Source organism: uncultured Holdemanella sp. (assembly GCF_934754935.1).
GTDB lineage: Bacteria > Bacillota_I > Bacilli_A > Erysipelotrichales > Erysipelotrichaceae > Holdemanella.
Window position 1 is genome coordinate 23,890 of sequence record NZ_CAKVJB010000009.1, and the last position, 18,694, is coordinate 42,583.

At 33.6% G+C, this 18,694-nt stretch carries 19 protein-coding genes; 4 read left to right on the forward strand and 15 right to left on the reverse strand.

Annotation, left to right across the window (positions count from 1 at the left end; genetic code table 11):
* Positions 1 to 5: 5 nt before the first annotated feature.
* A complete protein-coding gene (hflX, locus tag Q0E86_RS03615; protein WP_295754571.1) occupies positions 6 to 1,232 on the reverse strand; it encodes a GTPase HflX in 1,227 nt (408 codons plus the stop codon).
* A 56-nt stretch (positions 1,233 to 1,288) separates the two neighbouring features.
* Here hflX and Q0E86_RS03620 point away from each other — a divergent pair, with 56 nt between their 5' ends.
* Together Q0E86_RS03620 and Q0E86_RS03625 are read left to right on the forward strand one after the other, a co-directional pair.
* On the forward strand, positions 1,289 to 2,164 hold the full coding sequence (locus tag Q0E86_RS03620) for a hypothetical protein (protein ID WP_295754572.1): 876 nt from the start codon (positions 1,289 to 1,291) through the stop codon (positions 2,162 to 2,164).
* Complete coding sequence (locus Q0E86_RS03625; protein WP_295754573.1) at positions 2,152 to 2,646, forward strand: metallophosphoesterase; 495 nt, start codon at positions 2,152 to 2,154, stop codon at positions 2,644 to 2,646. The genes Q0E86_RS03620 and Q0E86_RS03625 overlap by 13 nt, the downstream gene beginning before the upstream one ends.
* 35 nt (positions 2,647 to 2,681) lie before the next feature.
* On the opposite strand, the gene galE is transcribed toward Q0E86_RS03625, so the two are convergent.
* The 8 genes from galE to Q0E86_RS03665 all read right to left on the reverse strand — a co-directional run bounded on the left by galE (position 2,682) and on the right by Q0E86_RS03665 (position 11,756).
* Positions 2,682 to 3,683: a UDP-glucose 4-epimerase GalE gene (gene galE, locus Q0E86_RS03630; protein WP_295754576.1), complete on the reverse strand. Its 1,002-nt coding sequence runs from the start codon at positions 3,681 to 3,683 to the stop codon at positions 2,682 to 2,684.
* Positions 3,683 to 4,963: a galactokinase family protein gene (locus Q0E86_RS03635; protein ID WP_295754578.1), complete on the reverse strand. Its 1,281-nt coding sequence runs from the start codon at positions 4,961 to 4,963 to the stop codon at positions 3,683 to 3,685. The genes galE and Q0E86_RS03635 overlap by 1 nt, the downstream gene beginning before the upstream one ends.
* Positions 4,960 to 5,973 carry an aldose epimerase family protein gene (locus Q0E86_RS03640; RefSeq protein WP_295754580.1) on the reverse strand — a complete coding sequence of 338 codons (1,014 nt, stop codon included), beginning with the start codon at positions 5,971 to 5,973 and terminating at the stop codon, positions 4,960 to 4,962. Before Q0E86_RS03640 ends, Q0E86_RS03635 begins: the two co-directional genes overlap by 4 nt.
* Positions 5,967 to 7,430: a UDP-glucose--hexose-1-phosphate uridylyltransferase gene (galT, locus tag Q0E86_RS03645; protein WP_295754582.1), complete on the reverse strand. Its 1,464-nt coding sequence runs from the start codon at positions 7,428 to 7,430 to the stop codon at positions 5,967 to 5,969. Before galT ends, Q0E86_RS03640 begins: the two co-directional genes overlap by 7 nt.
* 276 nt (positions 7,431 to 7,706) lie before the next feature.
* Positions 7,707 to 8,363, reverse strand: a complete 657-nt coding sequence (locus Q0E86_RS03650) for an HAD family phosphatase (protein WP_295754584.1) — start codon at positions 8,361 to 8,363, stop codon at positions 7,707 to 7,709.
* A gap of 2 nt (positions 8,364 to 8,365) precedes the next feature.
* The gene (lacG, locus tag Q0E86_RS03655) at positions 8,366 to 9,766 is read right to left on the reverse strand and encodes a 6-phospho-beta-galactosidase (protein WP_295754586.1); all 1,401 of its coding nucleotides are present in this window, start codon (positions 9,764 to 9,766) and stop codon (positions 8,366 to 8,368) included.
* 2 nt (positions 9,767 to 9,768) lie between these two features.
* Complete coding sequence (locus tag Q0E86_RS03660) at positions 9,769 to 11,433, reverse strand: PTS lactose transporter subunit IIBC (protein ID WP_295754588.1); 1,665 nt, start codon at positions 11,431 to 11,433, stop codon at positions 9,769 to 9,771.
* Positions 11,434 to 11,450: 17 nt separating this feature from the next.
* Positions 11,451 to 11,756 (reverse strand): PTS lactose/cellobiose transporter subunit IIA, encoded by a 306-nt coding sequence (locus Q0E86_RS03665; RefSeq protein ID WP_295753419.1) that lies wholly within the window; start codon positions 11,754 to 11,756, stop codon positions 11,451 to 11,453.
* 227 nt (positions 11,757 to 11,983) lie between these two features.
* Here Q0E86_RS03665 and Q0E86_RS03670 point away from each other — a divergent pair, with 227 nt between their 5' ends.
* On the forward strand, positions 11,984 to 12,739 hold the full coding sequence (locus Q0E86_RS03670; RefSeq protein ID WP_295754590.1) for a DeoR/GlpR family DNA-binding transcription regulator: 756 nt from the start codon (positions 11,984 to 11,986) through the stop codon (positions 12,737 to 12,739).
* A 25-nt stretch (positions 12,740 to 12,764) separates the two neighbouring features.
* Here the strand turns inward: Q0E86_RS03670 and Q0E86_RS03675 are convergent, their stop codons facing one another.
* The 6 genes from Q0E86_RS03675 to Q0E86_RS03700 form a co-directional block, all read right to left on the reverse strand.
* Positions 12,765 to 14,054, reverse strand: a complete 1,290-nt coding sequence (locus tag Q0E86_RS03675; protein WP_295754592.1) for a DUF2812 domain-containing protein — start codon at positions 14,052 to 14,054, stop codon at positions 12,765 to 12,767.
* A 27-nt stretch (positions 14,055 to 14,081) separates the two neighbouring features.
* Positions 14,082 to 15,311, reverse strand: a complete 1,230-nt coding sequence (locus tag Q0E86_RS03680) for an aminopeptidase (protein WP_295754594.1) — start codon at positions 15,309 to 15,311, stop codon at positions 14,082 to 14,084.
* 61 nt (positions 15,312 to 15,372) lie between these two features.
* Positions 15,373 to 15,567 carry a FeoB-associated Cys-rich membrane protein gene (locus Q0E86_RS03685; protein ID WP_003865798.1) on the reverse strand — a complete coding sequence of 65 codons (195 nt, stop codon included), beginning with the start codon at positions 15,565 to 15,567 and terminating at the stop codon, positions 15,373 to 15,375.
* An 18-nt stretch (positions 15,568 to 15,585) separates the two neighbouring features.
* Complete coding sequence (gene feoB / locus Q0E86_RS03690) at positions 15,586 to 17,712, reverse strand: ferrous iron transport protein B (RefSeq protein WP_295754597.1); 2,127 nt, start codon at positions 17,710 to 17,712, stop codon at positions 15,586 to 15,588.
* A gap of 21 nt (positions 17,713 to 17,733) precedes the next feature.
* Complete coding sequence (locus tag Q0E86_RS03695) at positions 17,734 to 17,952, reverse strand: ferrous iron transport protein A (RefSeq protein WP_295754598.1); 219 nt, start codon at positions 17,950 to 17,952, stop codon at positions 17,734 to 17,736.
* 12 nt (positions 17,953 to 17,964) lie between these two features.
* The gene (locus tag Q0E86_RS03700) at positions 17,965 to 18,174 is read right to left on the reverse strand and encodes a FeoA family protein (RefSeq protein ID WP_117571186.1); all 210 of its coding nucleotides are present in this window, start codon (positions 18,172 to 18,174) and stop codon (positions 17,965 to 17,967) included.
* 142 nt (positions 18,175 to 18,316) lie between these two features.
* Here Q0E86_RS03700 and Q0E86_RS03705 point away from each other — a divergent pair, with 142 nt between their 5' ends.
* Positions 18,317 to 18,676 (forward strand): heavy-metal-associated domain-containing protein, encoded by a 360-nt coding sequence (locus Q0E86_RS03705; RefSeq protein WP_295754600.1) that lies wholly within the window; start codon positions 18,317 to 18,319, stop codon positions 18,674 to 18,676.
* Positions 18,677 to 18,694: the final 18 nt, after the last annotated feature.

An 18,694-nucleotide genomic window follows, 5' to 3' on the forward strand; every position in this document is an offset into this window, starting at 1 on the left:
TTTTCTTATATTCGTAACAATCTATCGACTCGATGAATCAAATCTTGTTGAATACTAAAATCAACCTCGATACCATCCTCTTTATATTCCTGCTTATGCACCTTACCATTTGTATGAATATAGTCAAGTACACTGACCTTTTCATATGGAATCAAAACATGTAAAGTTTCCATATGAAATAACTCTTTTTCAATTTCCTGCTTTAAAAATTCAATACTCGACTTTTCCTTAGCACAAATATAAATACGATTCTCTACACGTTTTGGATATTCAATATTTGTCTGATCACACTTATTGTAGACATACAAGTAGGGAACATTTTCACACCCAATTTCTTTTAATGTTTCCTCACACACCTGAAGTTTGCTATCCTTATGTTCATTTGAAATATCCACGACTTTTAAGATCAAATCCGAAACCACCGCTTCTTCAAGTGTAGAATGAAAGGCCTGCACTAAACTATGTGGTAAATCACTAATAAATCCAACTGTATCACTTAAAGTAAATACATTATGATTCTCCGTTTCAATTTGTCGTGTTGAAGTTGTCAAAGTCGCAAACAACATATCCTTTTCAAATACCGATTTCTCTTCATTCACAAATCCATTCATAATGCTCGATTTACCTGCATTCGTATATCCTGTAAGTGCTACACTTTTGATCATGCCCTTTTTACGCTGATTTCTCTGCACACTTCTTTGCGTATGGATCTTATCCAATTCTTTTTCGACAAAATGAATCTTACCCTCAATTCTTCGCGCATCCAGTTCGATTTTCTTTTCTCCCGTTCCCTTGTTTCTAGAACCACCACGCTGTCTATCCATATGTTTATAGCTTCCTTGAAGTCTTGGTAATAAATATTTAAGTCTTGCACACTCCACCTGAAGCATACTCTCTTTTGTCTTAGCACGAGACGCAAAGATTTCTAGAATCAAAGCACTCTTATCCATGACTTCACAATCAAAAAAGTCCGATAAATTTCTTTGTACCGAAGGAGAAATGGCCTCCAATACAAGAACCATACTACATTCTTTGTCTTCGAGAATCCGTTTGACCTCTTCGATCTTACCTGGATTCATATAATACTTTTTATGCGGATGCTCCAGATTTTGTGATACACTCATACAAATCTCAATATCACAGGCTAGAGCTAATTCTTTCATTTCCTCCATTCTTTCTTCAAAAGAATGGCTTGTGTATGTTTGTACACCAATCAATATTGCTTTTTCCATAAATGTATTTTATCATACGATGCTAAAATGTTATAATATTTCATGAGGTGAAATCCATGAAAATTGCTTATTTAATGCACTATATGAAAAATAATTTTGAAGAAATAACAGAAAATCTAGATATATTGATCAATCAAGGAGACGATGTTTATATTATGGTAAACGATGATGATCTACGTGATGATTTGATTCTATCCTATTGTGATACACCAAATCTACATGTTGCCCACCATCAACAAACCGCTCTTCCAGCCGATATGTCACTACCAAGAGGATTTATCGTATTGATGAAAGATGCTCTAGAATATGAAAAAGAAGATGGGTCCTTTACTTATGATCGTTTCATTATTATGACAGATGGTATGATCCCTACAAAATCTAAAGCGAAACTTGTCGAATATTTAGAAGCACATGAAGATGAAGATATCTATTATGAAGTAGATAATTCAGATGATAATGAAGAAGTTAAGAAAAGATTTGAAAACTATGCCTTCTTTACAAACTCTTATGATTTCCAAAAATCAAAAACCATTCGTGCTATGAACAAAATGACATCCAGTCTTGTTCATTCCTTTAAAAAACGTGAAATTGAAGACACAATCTATATCAGCTATCCTTGGTTTGTACTTACACATGAAAGTGCTCAAGCCTTGGCCGATAATCTAGCCTATTGTTCAAATACATTTAAAATGTGTTTATATCCAGAAGAAATGGCTATTGCGACAATGTTACATAAATTCTCAGATGTAAATCATCATAATGAAAACATTTGGGCAACCGGAAAAGATGGAGAATACAAACTTCAAAAACCTATGGAAAATGTAGAATTGGAAGCAATTAAGGATTCTACTTATTTTGCAGCTCTAGCTCATAGTGATGATAATCTTCAAGTTTATGAAGATTATTTTGATGCCTACACATGCGAATCGTAATTGTTTCAGATAATCATGGCAATCCGGATATCCTAAAAATTCTTTATCACATCTATTCTTCACTCTATAAAGAAGATGTGAAATTTATTCATTTAGGAGATTCCCAAGCTACAAATATCAATGATTTAAACGGATTCATATGTGTCAAAGGAAATAATGATACATTAGATTTACCCATACGCCAAAGATTAACAATTCTAGACAAACGCATCCATTTTTCCCATGGAGATGAAGGTTTGGATGAAATCAAAAAAGATATCGATCACCATCATCCCGATATCTATCTTTATGGACATACACATTTAGTCAAAGAACAAGTCTACAACAATTGTCTGATTCTAAATCCTGGCTCCATCACCCTTCCTAGAGATGACTGGCATGGATCGTATATCATTCTAACAATCGATAAGAAAGTCACATATAAAGTAGTTCGAATCCATGTAGAAACTTTCTTAAAACACTATCAATGCTTCATTGAATAAGGCAGCCAAATCCTTGGCTGCCTGTTTTCTTTAATTTATTTAATAAATTGTTTCGCAAAATTCCATGTATCTCTACACATATCATCTAGATTCTTTTCAGCTACCCAGCCAAGCTGTTCTTTAGCTCTTGTAGGATCTGCGTAGCAAGTCGCAATATCTCCTGCACGTCTTGGTTTGATGACATAAGGAATCTTGATTCCATTTACTCTTTCAAAAGCATGTACAATATCTAATACACTATACCCTTTACCTGTTCCTAAGTTACAAATATGAACACCAGGCGTATTGTATTTTTCAATCGCTAATACATGACCCTTTGCCAAGTCAACCACATGAATATAGTCACGAACACCCGTTCCATCCGGTGTATCATAATCATCGCCAAATACACCAAGTTCTTTAAGTTCTCCAGTAGCTACCTTCATAATATAAGGCATCAAGTTATTTGGGATTCCCTTTGGATTTTCACCAATCAATCCAGACTCATGCGCTCCAATTGGATTGAAATAACGAAGTAAAGTTACACTCATTTCTGGATTTGCGAATTGCACATCCTTTAAAATTCTTTCCATCATAGCCTTTGTTGAGCCATATGGATTCGTAGTAACACCTAGCTTACAGTCTTCTGTTAAAGGAACCACTTCAGGATCTCCATAAACAGTAGCACTTGAACTAAACACAATACTTGGCACATGATACTTCTTCATCATCTTGGCAACCACTAAAGTAGTCATCAAGTTGTTTGTATAATACTCAATTGGCTTTTGAACACTTTCACCAACCGCTTTAAAAGCCGCACAATGAATGACCGCATCCAGTTTATTTTCCTTAAATACAGATTCCGTCTTTTCTTCATCTAACACATTAAATTCATAAAACTTAACATGCTTTCCTGTAATCTTATAGATTGAATCCAATACATCTGGTTTTGAATTTGAGAAATCATCGATCACGACAACATCATAACCACTTTCTAATAATTCAACACAAATATGACTACCAATATATCCGGTTCCACCTGTTACTAAAATATTCATTAGTCAATAACCTTGCAGCCACCTAATTTTCTTACTTTTAAAATATGGCAGCTTCCCTTTCCAAATACTTTTTCAATTTCTTCTTTATATGTTTCTACATAGCCATTTTCAACAAAGGCCTGAATCGTTCCGGCAAAACCTCCACCATGAACACGACATACGCCATGATCTTTTAAAATCATTTCAGACATAGCTAAACCTAAAGATACAGCCTGATTCTTATAGTCAAAGTCTGCATATACGTTTTGAAGGAACTTGTAGCTTGAATCACCTGATTCTTGAATCAATGTTTTAAAGCCTTCAAAATCATCATGATTCAATCGTTCTACGATTGTATTGACACGTCTATTTTCATTGAAGAAATGAATTGCTCTTAAGATGGCACGATCATTATTTAAAGCTGTTCTTAATTCAGCTATTTTTGAATAGAATTCTGTTTCATCAACTTCACGAAGTACTTCCTTACCAAAATAGTGAGCTACCTCTTTCATTTCTTGTGGTACTGCACCATAGGCATCGGTTAAATCGGCATGACTTCCCTTTGTATCTACAATACATAAACTGTGATCATATTTTGAGAAATCAACATTCACACTATTTACAATTGGATTTGAAGTATCTTTAAAGTCAATTGAAATAAGCCCACCAACAGCACATGCACATTGATCCATCAATCCACATGGTTTTCCAAAATATACGTTTTCTGCATATTGACCCACTTTGGCAATCGTAACCATATCGATCTTCATATCATTGTATAATCCATCAATAATTGTACCAATAATAGTTTCAAATGCAGCTGAACTCGATAAACCTGCACCCATTAATACATCACTTGTGATAAATGCAGTAAATCCACCTACGTTATAACCTAATTCTTTTAATTTAGAAACGACTCCACGAATCAAAGCTTCACTTGTTCCTAATTCATTTTCTTTTTTATCTAAATCATTTAAATCAATTGGCTGAATATCAAATTCATCAGAAATCACTTTGATTACATTCTCTTGTTTAGATACAATTCCAATCGCATCTAAGTTGATAGATCCTGCAAGTACACAACCATGTTGGTGGTCTGTATGATTTCCTGAAATTTCACTTCTTCCAGCCGCACTATAAATACTAACTTCATCATCTCCAAATAATGTTTGGTATTTATCTAATGCAGCTACATAACGTTGTTTTTGATAATCTAATAAACTTGGATCTGCATATAGATCTTCAATCAATGCATCATATTTTCCTGCTAAAACTTGTTCTTTAATTTCTGTTGTTTTCATTTTCTTACCTCAAATGTATATGTTGTTTCTTCTTTAAATACTTGTCCTGCTTTTAATAACACTTTTGGATTCTCTTCTTTATGAATCGAATCGGCGATATAACTTGTTTCAATACACAATCCATCTTGTGGATGCATGATCTTTCCATATTTATCTGTCTGTCCATCTAAATAGTTGGCACTATAGATTTGTGCTGTTGGATACGTAGTCGATACTTTTAATTCAATGCCACTTAATGGGCTATATAAACATACTTGATTTTCTTTTGTATCAAATACATATGGATGATCATATCCTCTTGCACTAATTAATTGTTCATCCTCTGCATGAATAGAATCTCCAATTCTTTTTTCTGTATTAAAATCAAATGCCGTATCCTTCACATCTTTTAATTCACCTGTATATAAACCATCTGGATCCACACAACCAAATTTAGATGCGGAAATGCGTAATGTATGATCATCAATATTCGATGCATGTCCATTTAAATTAAAATAGCCATGGTTTGTGATATTGATCAAAGTATCCTTGTCACTGACTCCACTATATTGAATATGAAGACTTGCACCATCCAACCAATAGATCGCATAGAAATCTAAAGTTCCTGGATAGCCTTCTTCTCCGTCTTTTGATACATAATGGAATTTAATGCCATCTTCAATCAAAGAATAATCAAATACTTTATAAGAGAATCCTTCAATGCCTCCATGTAGTGAGTTAGGACCATTATTGATAGGTACATGATATTCTGTGCCATTGATTGTGAATGTACCTTTTTCAATACGATTACAAACGCGTCCTACTAAAGCATTCAAATAAGTGCCATCTCGTTTTTGATAGTCACTTACATTTTCAAATCCTAAAATACAATCACAATCTTGATCATTCTTATCTTTTGTTACGATTTTTAATAAAGTACAACCAAAGTTTGTGACTTCTACAGTTAAGTGTGAATTGGAAATCGATAATACATCAATTCCATTCTCTAATCTTTCTTTTACCTCTACCATAATGTCTTTACAAATCGGCTAAAGCCGTCCATCCCTTCATCATCCATTTTATATACACCCGCATTCTCTAATACAGATACGAATTTCTTTGTGACTTCCATTTCCATAAATGTATCAATATTTGTATAAGTACATGTCTTTAGGTGTTCATACCATTCTTTGTGTTTTTCAAGTTCTGGATAAGAATCAAAATCTGCTTTTCCAGATAAACATAATTTAATTTCTTCTAACTCCGTTTTTAATCGTGCTGGTAAAATAGCCAATCCCATAACTTCGATCAAACCAATATTTTCTTTTTTGATATGATGATGCTCTGAGTGAGGATGGAAGATTCCTAATGGATATTCTTCTGTCGTACGATTGTTACGAAGTACTACATCCATTTGATACTTACCATCTTTCTTTCTAACGATTGGTGTTACGGTATTATGACGAACGCCATCTTCATTTGCGATAATATCTAAGCTTTCATCACTGTATGTACACCATGTTTCAAAAATATGAGTAGCTAAATCTAACACAGATTCTTTAGAACTTGATGTTAATCGAAGTGTAGATAGTGGCCAATACAACATATCCACTTGTACATCCTTATATGTATAGCTCTTAACAACCTTGGCATCTTCCATTGGGAAATGGTGTCTTCCACCTTGGTAGTGATCATGACTTAAAATAGATCCACCAACAATCGGTAAATCTGCATTGCTTCCAATCATATAGTGTGGGAATTTATCAATAAATGCGAATAAATTCTCAAATGTTGTACGATTTATCTTCATTGGAGTATGTTCACTATTAAATACGATACAGTGTTCGTTATAGTATACATATGGTGAATACTGTAAATTGTATGTATGTCCATTTAAATCTAACGGAATAATACGATGTGTCTGTCTTGCTGGATGATTTAAGTTTCCGGCAAAACCAACATTTTCTTTACACAATAAACATGCAGGATATGAAGTACTTACCGCATTTTTCGCCTTTGCGATTTCCTTTGGATCCTTTTCTGGCTTTGATAAGTTGATTGTGATCTGAATATCACCATACTTAAAGAAATGTGAGAAACTGATATTCTTATCAATTCTTGATTTACGAATGTAGTTTGAATCAATGCTTAACTTATAAAAGTAATCTGTTGCACTTTTTGGATCAGAAGAGTATAAACCATTAAAAGTATTCACAACTTCACTAGGTCTAGGCATTACACAATTCATAATACGAGTATCTAATAAATCTCTTTCAGTTACAGTATCCTGAATCGTACCTTTTTCAACTGCATAATCCAACATAAAATCTAAAATCTCATAGATTGAACAATCTTCTACTTCTTCTTTTTTAAATTCATTGATGCCAAATAGGTCGATCAATAAATTTGCGCAATAATCATAATCATAATCTTCAATCATTCCATTTTTTAGAGCATACTCTAATAATTGGTTAATTTTTGTGTTCATTATTTCTCCTTCCATATAAACAAAATCAATCATTTTTATCACAACCAAATCCTATTTTTCACTACACTATAACGATCAATTTAATGCAAATTTGGTTATAAATATAAGATTTGCCCATTTAATTTTAGTGTAAGCGTTTTCTTTATCTGTGTCAACATATTCAAACAACAATTTGAACGCAGATGTTAGATTTAGGTTTGAAACCTTGATTATTTGTTTGTTTTTGTTTATTTGATGTTTTATTTATAGAAAAAGCCATTCTGGTATGAATGGCTCTTATTTAAAATTCTCAAAAGAATCAATCACTTGTGTAACTCCAGGAAGCTTTTCGTATTCTTCTTTTTTGTTGGCTGAATCCACAACGACTATATTGTGACATCCTGCTTTATAAGCATTTGAAATTCCACTAACACTATCTTCAATAATTAAACAATCTTGAATATCCACACCAATATTATTGGCAGCCTTTTTAAACATTGCGACTTTATTTTCATACGATCCATCATCATAGACAATCATAGATGGCTCAATCCATTTGTCTAGATGAAACGATTCGACAAAGAAATCAATATTCGGCTTGATAGATGCAGATGCAATCGTGAATGGGATGTTTGATTCTTTTAAATAATCAAAATATGCTTCAGCTCCCTTTACTAAATGAAATGTTGCCTGATCCTCTTTACAAAATTGGCGATAATATTCTTCTTTTAACTGCGAATATTTTTCCATTTCAGATGGATCACACGTTCCACCAAACATATATTCAACAACTTTATTGTTTGGTACACCATTAATATGTACATGAAGTTCTTCTTCATCAATTCCATGATGACGAATATCTTGTGATATTTTTGACCATGCCAAAATATGTTTTGGATTGTCAAAAAACAATGTTCCATTAAAATCAAATATTACGCCTTTATATTTATGCATTATTAAACCTCTTTTGCATCTATTACTTGTCTGTACCAATACGCACTCAATTTTGGATAACGTTTTTGTGTTTCATAATCCACATAGAATAAACCATAACGTTTGTTGTATCCATTAGACCATGAGAATACATCCATTAGTGACCAAACAAAATATCCTTTGACATTTGCTCCGTCTTCAACTGATTTTAACAACCATTCCAAATGTTGTTTAATATAATCGATTCTTGGTTCATCAAAGATAATTCCATCTTCAAAATCATCTTTATATCCCATACCATTTTCTGTGATATAGATTGCTTTATAGTTTGGATATTGATTTTTGATACGCATAATCATGTCATACATACCTTCTGGATAAATCAACCAGTCCCAGTCAGTAGTAGGAATACCTTCTTTGAATACACGTTCTCCTACGCCTTTTAATTTAAATTTCTTTGTTCCTTTTTCACCTGTACCATTGTGATGAATTTCATTTTCACCATTATATGCTTTGATAAAATGACTCTGATAATGATTCATTCCTAGATAACAATTATATTGTGCAGCTTCTTCCATAATCTCAATATCTTTTGCATCTACACTAAATTCTCCACCATTCATTTTTACTAAATCCTGGATTACTGACATTGTTTCTTCTGTGTATCTTCCTAAGAAAGTTGCATCCAATAAGAACTGGTTTGCTAAAATGTCCTCTTTTTTTGCTGCAAGTACATCTTCTGGATTGTTCGGATCTAAAGGATATTTAGTTTCTAAAGAATGGATAACACCAATCTGTCCTTTATAATTTCCCTTGTGGAATTCAAGCACAGCCTTCGCATGCGCAACCATCATGCCATGCATTGACTTAACAGCTGAAGTGATATCATATGTAATACATGGAGGGAATGTTCCTTCAATATATTGGTTGGTAGCAATTGGCCATACTTCATTAAATGTGAACCAATAAGTTACTTCGTCTTTATATTCTTCAAAACAGAATTTTGCATATTCAACAAATGCATCAATTGTTTCTCGATTCAAGAAATCTCCATTGCGATGCAAAGCATCAGGTGTATCAAAATGATGAAGAGTTACATAAGGTTCAACTCCATTTTTATGACATTCCTGGAATACTCTGTGATAAAAATCTACACCTTCTTGATTGATTTTACCCTTTCCTTCCGGAAAGATGCGTGACCATGCAATGGAAATACGAATAGCGCCAATATGAAATTGATTGCATAATTTTAAATCCACTGGATACTTATGGTAAAAATCACTAGCTGGATCTGCTTTAAAACGCCCTTGTTTTTCTAAATAATCATCCCAAGCCACTTTTCCTTTACCATATTCTCGTGTACTACCTTCACACTGATATGCAGCAGTAGCACCACCAAATACAAAATCTTCAGCAAATTTCATAGTTATTGTTCCTCACTTTCACCATTTAAAATTGAAAATACAAACTCTAATGCTTTTTCTGGATCACGTGTTAAAGCAATATATTGCTTACCTTGACACGCTACACTCTTAATTCCTAATCTATCTGTATCAATTTTTAAATCTTGGTAATAGTTAGCTACCTGTGGAGCCAATACAACTAAATCGAAATCTTTTAACATGTCATAATGAGCTCCATAAGATCCAGCAGCAGTAGTCATTTTAATTCCCTTTTCTTCTGCACCTTTCGCTAATGCATTTGCAAGTAAACCACTTGTTCCTCCACCTGCACAAAGAACCAACACACGTTTACCGTCAACTACATCACCAGAAACTTCAACACTTTCCTCAGCTTCTTCTGTTGCTGCTTCTTCCTGATCTTTTAAAGCTTCTTCTTCACATTTTTCTTTATCATAAACCTTGAAGAATGGATAGTAGACAATGAAGTCAACAACTAGAACTAAAACTGCAAATAATAATGATAATAAACTAATTCCACATCCAAGAACGATTCCTAATGGAGCTGGACATGTCCATGGAAGAATATACATGAAACTGTTCATTCCTAACAAATCAACGAACGCTTTAAATAACCAAACATTTAGAATTGGTGCACCAATAAATGGAATAAAGAATATAGGATTTAAAATCAATGGAGCTCCAAAAAGAATTGGTTCGTTTACACCGAATAATACTGGAATAGAACTTGCTCTACCAACTGCCTTCAACTCTTTAGATTTTGCCATAAATGCAAACATCAAAGTAACGACCAAAGTGGCTCCAGTTCCACCCAAAGTAGCAACAAATTGTTGAACACCTGGTGTTAAGATATTATTTGCATGCTCACTAGCTTGATATAATCCTAAGTTGTTTGCGATATTTACATAATAGATTGCTGAAACCGCTGGCTCTACAATAGATGGTCCTTGAATACCAACAAACCAGAACATAGCCATTGCTCCGTAAATGATAGCTAATCCTAGATATCCATCAGCAGCAGTAAACAATGGTTTAAAGAATTCAATTACAGCTGCAGCAAAGTTAATACCTACTAAATCTCTAAACACGATATCAAATACAGCTAATAGTAAAATTGAAATAGCGAATGGAATAACATCAGCAAATGTTTGAGAAATATTAGGTGGAACTTCTTTTGGCATGTGAATTGTAATATCTCTTTTTACACAGAATTTATAGACATTACAAACAAAGAATGCAACAAAGAATGCGCTTAACAAACCTTTTGATCCCATATATCCGCTTGCAAAGCCGTCTTTAATAGGGTCAGCAGCAATCAACAATAAGCCAACAACTCCGGCCATGAAAGTGGAAATATTATTAATTTGTCGATTAATTGGTAATTCACGGTTAAAGCTATCTGCTAAGTTTTTTGCGGTAGATCCTGCAACTAATACAGCTAAAATTCCCATTGAATAGTTATATGGTTTCAAAATCATACTTTCAATATTTTCTGGCCAGTAATATCCAAAAATATTAGGTACATATGCAATCAGCATAAAGATACTTGAGAATAATACCACTGGCATCGCTGACATAAAGCCATCACGAATTGCCTTAAGATACTTATTTCTAGAAACCTTTTCAAAAAAAGGTTTCATTTTTTCGATTTTAGCAACTAAATTATTCATATAGACTCTCCTATTAATTATCTATAAATATCTAAAAGATTATTCACAATATCTTTCAATAGAATTGTTGTCATTAAATGATCTTGTGCATGTACTGTGATAAATCCAATTTCAACATTTTCACCTCTAGCCTCTTGTTGAAGCAAAGTTGTTTGTGATTTATGTGCATCGTTTAAAGATTCATTTGCTTCGTCAATCAACTTTTTACATTCTTCAAACTCTTTTGCCTTAGCTTTTTCAATAGCCAATAATAATTTTGATCTTGCTTCTCCTGAATACGCAACAATTTCAAATCCAATCAATGATACTTCTTCTTTAGTCATTTTCTTTTCTCCTTTTCCGATTCGGCCTTATCGTTTACACCATTAGTGTAAGCGTTTTCCAATCAATTGTCAACACATTCAAACACTTTTTAACACTTTTTTAAACATTTTAAAACATTTATGTAAATATTAAGTAACATTTTTGTATATTCTGTTTGTTTTTGTTTGTTTTATGTTGACTCAGTAAATTTGAAGTGTTATTGTTTAACATAGAAGAGGATATCGATATGTTAAAAAAAGAACGTTTAGTAAAAATTGCTCATAAAGTAAATCAAAATGGAATCATTACCATTCAAGAAATTATGGATGAATTAGGTGTGTCGGATATGACTGCACGAAGAGATTTGGACGAACTTGAAAAATCCGGGAAGTTATTAAGAGTTCATGGCGGTGCACAAAGCCTTTCTTTTTCAATGGATCATGAATTGAGTCACATCGAAAAATCATCGGTTCAAATTGAAGAAAAAAAGAGAATTGCCCATAAAGCAGCAACTCTCATTTCAGAAGGTGAATCCATCTTTTTAGGTCCAGGAACAACCATTCAATTTTTAGCCGAACAACTGACAGGAAGAAATATTCGTGTCATCACAAACAGTCTTGCCGTATTTAATATATTAGTGAATCACGCGCCTACAGAAGTTATTCTTACAGGTGGTGATTATAGAGATAACACAAATACATTTGTAGGTCCCATCACAAATTTAGTATTAGGTAAATTAAAATACAATAAAGCCTTTATAAGTTGTAACGGAATCTACAACTCCTCCATCACAACATATTCTTTAGAAGAAGGTGAATCGCAACAGATCGCATTAGATAATTCTAAAAATAAATATCTATTGGCGGATAATAAAAAATTCAATCGTGCTGACTTCTATATTTATTATGATCTGTTTAACTTTGATACATTGATTACAGACAATACCATCGATGAAGAAGTATTAGCACACTATAAACAATATGTACAAATCGAAACGGTTTAAAAAAGAGGCAATTTATTTTGCCTCTTTATTCTTCATCATCATCCACATATTCATCATCCACACGTCTAAACAATGTTTTCTTTTGTTTTGACGTATGTTGTTCTAATGTGTTCCAATCCGTATCTAATTCTTCTTCGCTTTCAGAAGTATCATAGAAATCTTTATTTCTTTCATTAGCACGAATTTCTTTAACTCTTAATTTCGATTTTAATTCACGAGCTCTCTTCTTTGATTTTCTAAGCATTCTTCCATACATACAGAATACAATAAATGAAATCAATAATAGTGCCGCGCATAATGCGATACCTGCTAAATAGCCCTGGAAATAAATTTGAAGTAAGCCTGTTACAACACAACATGCCATACAAATAAATACTAAGAACATTGTAGAACGACATGAACTTGAATATTTCTTAAAGAAACGATATTTTTCAGAATCATTATCAATTTCTTTACGGTATTCTCCATCTTCTTCTTCATTTCTAAACGTAAACCATCCGGCATCACTTTTCTTTTTACCTTCGGATTTAGAAACCAATTTCCAACCATCCGCTTCCCATTGACGCCATTGATCTGCATCAGGCTCATCCACAAAGTAATCCATAGAATAATAATATGTTCTTGGCTGGCCTTTTCTGAAGTAATATTTCTTTCCTTCATGACGAACAAAGTGATATCCTTCATTTGATTTCTTTTGAAGGTATGCCTCTATTTTAGGATATTCCGCATATAAGAAGCTTTTTCTTTCTTCATAAAGATTTTCATCTTCATCTTCCTCTACTTCATCATCTTCGTCATCATCATAAATATCTTCTTCACTCAAAACTGGAGCTGATTCTTCTTCAATAAGTTCAGATGTTTTTACCTCTTCTTCTGCAACTGGATTTACATTAAAAGTCTTTAATTCATTTTCAATCGATTCCGTTGTAAAATTCTCATCTGCATCAATAGTTTCAACAACCGCTTTTTTAGGTTCTTCAACCTCCACTTTTTCAGCACGCTTACCAATCACAGGCTCTACTGTATGCTTTTCAATAGGTGCCTCTACTTCTTCAATAGAAGTATTTGGTGTAATCTCAACTGATTCACTCACTTCATCATCAAATATATTTTCATTGATTTTTACATGTGTTTTTGCACTTCTTTTTCCAAATAATGTCTTCTTTTCTGGCTCTTCATCAATATGGAAAATATTTTCTGCATTAAAACCCTTTAATTCAGGTTCATGTATATCTAAAGATTTAATACGATCCGTTCTTTTTAACTGTCTAAGTTCTTCTAAAGCACTGGGATTCTTTTCATTTTCATTTGCCATAAATATCCCTCCAACTCTACTATTGTACTAATTTAATGTATATCCGTCAAATTCTCTTGTGTATTTACCATCCTTGAAAATAAAGATTTTTTCACCATTTTTTAATATTGCTTCAATCGATAAATCACTTGTTCCTACCATAAAATCAACATGCGCAAAAGATTGATTCATACCATGTTCTAACAATTCTTCTTCACTCATATTTAAACCATTTTCAATACATTCATTGTAGCTTGCACCCAAGGCAAAATGACAAGAAGCATTTTCATCGATCAATGTTTCATAGAACAATGTATCCATAGCACTGATTGGCGATCCATAAGGAACCAAGGCAATTTCACCAAGATATTTAGATCCCTCATCTGTTTCTAAAATACTTGTCAAAACTTCTTTTCCTTCTTTGGCATCATAATCAACGACTTGACCATCCTTAAATTCAAACCAGAAATCTTTTACAACAGCCCCATTATAAGCTAGTGGTAAAGCACTATATAATTTACCATTTACACCCGTCTTTTTTGGAGCCGAGAAAATTTCTTCGGTAGGAATATTTGGGAAATAGTAATTGCCATTATCCAAGAATGAACCTCCACCCGCAAATACATAGCCTTCTGGAAGTTCTACAACTAGATCCGTTCCTAAAGAATTTGTATAATGAACACTTTCAATATCCAAATGATTCAAAATATAAACTCGCTTATCAAAAGAAGCACGATGCTCATTCCAGTTTTCATTCGCATCCTTTTCATTGACACGACTCATTTTTAATACGGCATTCCACAAATCAGTTAACGCATCTTCTGATTCTGGATATACCTTTTTAGCCCAAGCCATAGTTGGAACACTAGCCACACACCATGCTGCATGCATATAATCTAATTTATCACGATATGGTTGTGTCATACCTCTTAATGTCTTACTATAATTTGACATTAGTTTAGGATCTACGCCCTTCATTCCATCTGGATCTTCGCCCACCAAGCTCAAATAACAAGCACCTTTTTCAGCCGTTTCATTGTGGAACAAAGCTTCATAATCATAAGGCATACGATTTTCAGAAAGATATCGCATACGATTGATTTCATCATCACTATAGCGAACAATGACATCTTTTGCGCCAACCTCAAAACATGATTTTACAATCAAACGAACAAATTCATTCATTTCTACATTGGCACGTACAACTACTATTTGATCTTTTTGAACATTCAATCCTGAACGTACAATTAAGTCTGCATATTTTTCTTTTAAATTCATTTTTAATTTTCCTCGATTCTTGCACCTATTATATCAAAAGAAAGAGCACCTTTCGATGCTCTTATTTACTAAATTGTTCTTTTTTTATCTGATCAAAAAATGCTTTGGGATTTTCACACATCGAATGAGAGCCGCAATGCCCACAGCTACCACCACAACTGGATTTACCATTCTTTTTATCTTTATATATACTTCGACAAGCTAAGCCTGCACATGCACACACAACCAATAAAACTAGAAATGTTGATAGATTCATAAAATCCCTCCTTTTACATTATTTTACCGCAAATTCAACTTCTGCAGTATCACTTTCTTTTGATGGACGAACCAATAGATAAATCAAACCAATCAATAAAATCAATCCTACGATTGTTCCAAATCCAAAAGATCCACCATTGAAAAGACTTCCTAATTGGTAAACAATCAATGAACATACATAAGCGAATCCACATTGGTAACCAATGGCGATCCAGAACCATTTTGTGTTATTCATTTCACGTTTGATAGCTCCCATTGCCGCAAAACATGGAGCACACAATAAGTTAAATACCATGAATGAATAGGCAGCTAGAGGTGTAAAGCTAGCGGATAATTGTCCCCAGAATTCATTTCCTTCTTCAGCCACTTCGGCAAATCCATACAATTGTCCAAATGTTGCGACAACATTTTCTTTCGCAATCAAACCAGTTACACTAGCAACGGCAGCTTTCCAATCGCCCCATCCAAGAGGTGAGAAGATCCATGCGAATGTTTGTCCAATTGAAGATAGAATTGAATGATCAATATCATCAACCATACCAAATCCACCTTTTTCCCAACCAAAGCCTTGTAAGAACCACAATACGATAGTTGAAAGTAAGATGATTGTTCCAGCCTTTTTAATGAAGCTTGAACCACGTTCCCACATACTTCTTAATACGTTAACTGCACGAGGCATGTGGTATGCTGGCATTTCCATAACGAATGGTGCAGGATCTCCGGCAAATAATTTTGTCTTCTTTAACATAATACCAGAAATAATAACAGCAGCCATACCTACAAAGTAGGCACTTGGAGCTACCCAGCTAGCACCATGGAAAACAGCACCGGCAATTAAACCAATGATCGGCATCTTTGCACCACAAGGAATAAATGTTGTTGTCATGATTGTCATCTTACGATCACGATCACTTTCAATGGTACGACTTGCCATAACGGCAGGCACACCACAACCTGTACCAATCAACATAGGAATGAATGATTTTCCAGATAATCCAAACTTACGGAAAATACGGTCCATAATAAAGGCAACACGTGCCATATATCCACAATCTTCCAAAATAGCTAAGAAGAAGAATAATACTAACATCTGTGGCACAAAGCCAATGACAGCTCCTACACCACCAATAATACCATCAACAATCAATCCGTGTAACCAATCTGCACATTGAATTGAAGTTAAGAAGCTATCTACTGCAGGTGGAATAATTTCACCAAACAGGACATCATTTGTCCAGTCTGTTACAATCGTTCCTACTGTAGTTACGGAAATATAATATACAAACCACATCACTAGCGCAAAGATTGGTAATGCCAAAACACGGTTTGTGACAATACGATCAATCTTATCCGAAGTTGTTAATACTTCTTTTGATCCTTTTTTATAGCAATCTTTAATTATACTTGTGATATATGTATAACGAGCATCCGTAATGATTGATTCACTATCATCATCCATTGACTTTTCGCAAGCTTCAATAACGTTAGCTTCTGCCTTTGACTTGATAGCTGCTTCAATTTTATCATCTCTTTCAAATAGTTTAACGGCATAGAAGAAACGACGACTTGCTTCAATACTTGAAGGCAAACTTGTTTCAATTGTATTCAATGCATTTAATACTTTACCTGCATAAATATTTTTAGCTGCAAATTGAGTATTAGCTGTCTTTTTAACTTCTGCCATCAATTCTTTGATTCCTGTACTTTTCAATGCTGAAATTGGCAAGACAGGACATCCTAATTCTTCTGATAATTTTTTATAGTCAATTGTATCTTTTCTTTTTTCAATGACATCTAACATATTGATCGCAACAACTGTTGGAATACCCAACTCTAAGATTTGTGTTGTTAAGAATAAGTTTCTTTCTAAGTTAGATCCATCAATGATGTTTAAAACAACATCAACATTTCCATTTAATAAAAATTCACGAGATACAACTTCTTCCAAAGTGTATGGTGATAATGAATAAATACCTGGTAAATCGGTAATTTTAATATCTTTATCTTCCTTATACTTTCCTTCTTTTTTCTCTACTGTAACCCCTGGCCAGTTACCCACATATTGTGTAGCACCCGTTAAGCCATTGAATAATGTGGTTTTACCACAGTTCGGATTACCTGCTAATGCGACTTGAATTGACATAATTCCCTCCAATTTTTAACTTTACTCTACTTCAATCATTTCTGCGTCTGCCTTACGAATAGACAATTGATATCCACGAACGGTTAGTTCAATTGGATCACCTAATGGAGCTACCTTTTGAACAGTAACATTTACTCCTTTAGTAATTCCCATATCCATAATTCTTCGTTTTGTTGCTCCTTGACCAGACAATTTTTTTACAGTCACTGTTTGGCCAATTGAAACTTCCTTTAAAGTCATAATTACTCCTTTCTACACCATGATCTTTCTTGCGAGTTCTTCACTAATGGCTATTCGAACTTCTTTAACATTCACAATGACATTTCCATTGGTTTTACTCACAACCACAATTACAGTTCCAGGCACAAAGCCTAAGTTTTCTAAGTGTCGCTGCTGTTCTTTTGAACCACCAATTTTCTTAATTGTATTGACTGAATTTAAATCTGCAAAAGATAATGGCATATCGAACCCTCCTGGTTAGACTCTTCTAACACAGTTAGTGTACTCTTACCATGAAGTGATGTCAATAAAAAGTTACACAAGATTAACTCAGTTTGACTATTCTAACTATTTATTGTATTTTCTTTAGTGGAGGATTAAAAATATGAACTTACCAACAATTATTATTTGTGTCATTTTAGGCATTATTATCTGTATTGGCATTCGTTCTACAAAAAAAAGAGCCACATCAGGATGTTGTGGTGGCAGTGAAACGGTTAAAAAAGTTAAAGTAAAAGATAAAAACAAGGAGCATTATCCTTATAAAACCGTTTTAAAAGTATATGACATTCATTGTCAAAGCTGTGTTCGTACGATTGAAAATACATTTAATAGCCAAGAAGGCTTTTATGCCAAAGTAAATACTGAAGATAATACAGTGACAATATTATCTAAAGAACAACATCCAACCGATAAGTTAATCGATACTTTATCTAATGTTGGATATACTTCTAAGGCATTATAGAAAAAAACTGGATCAAAA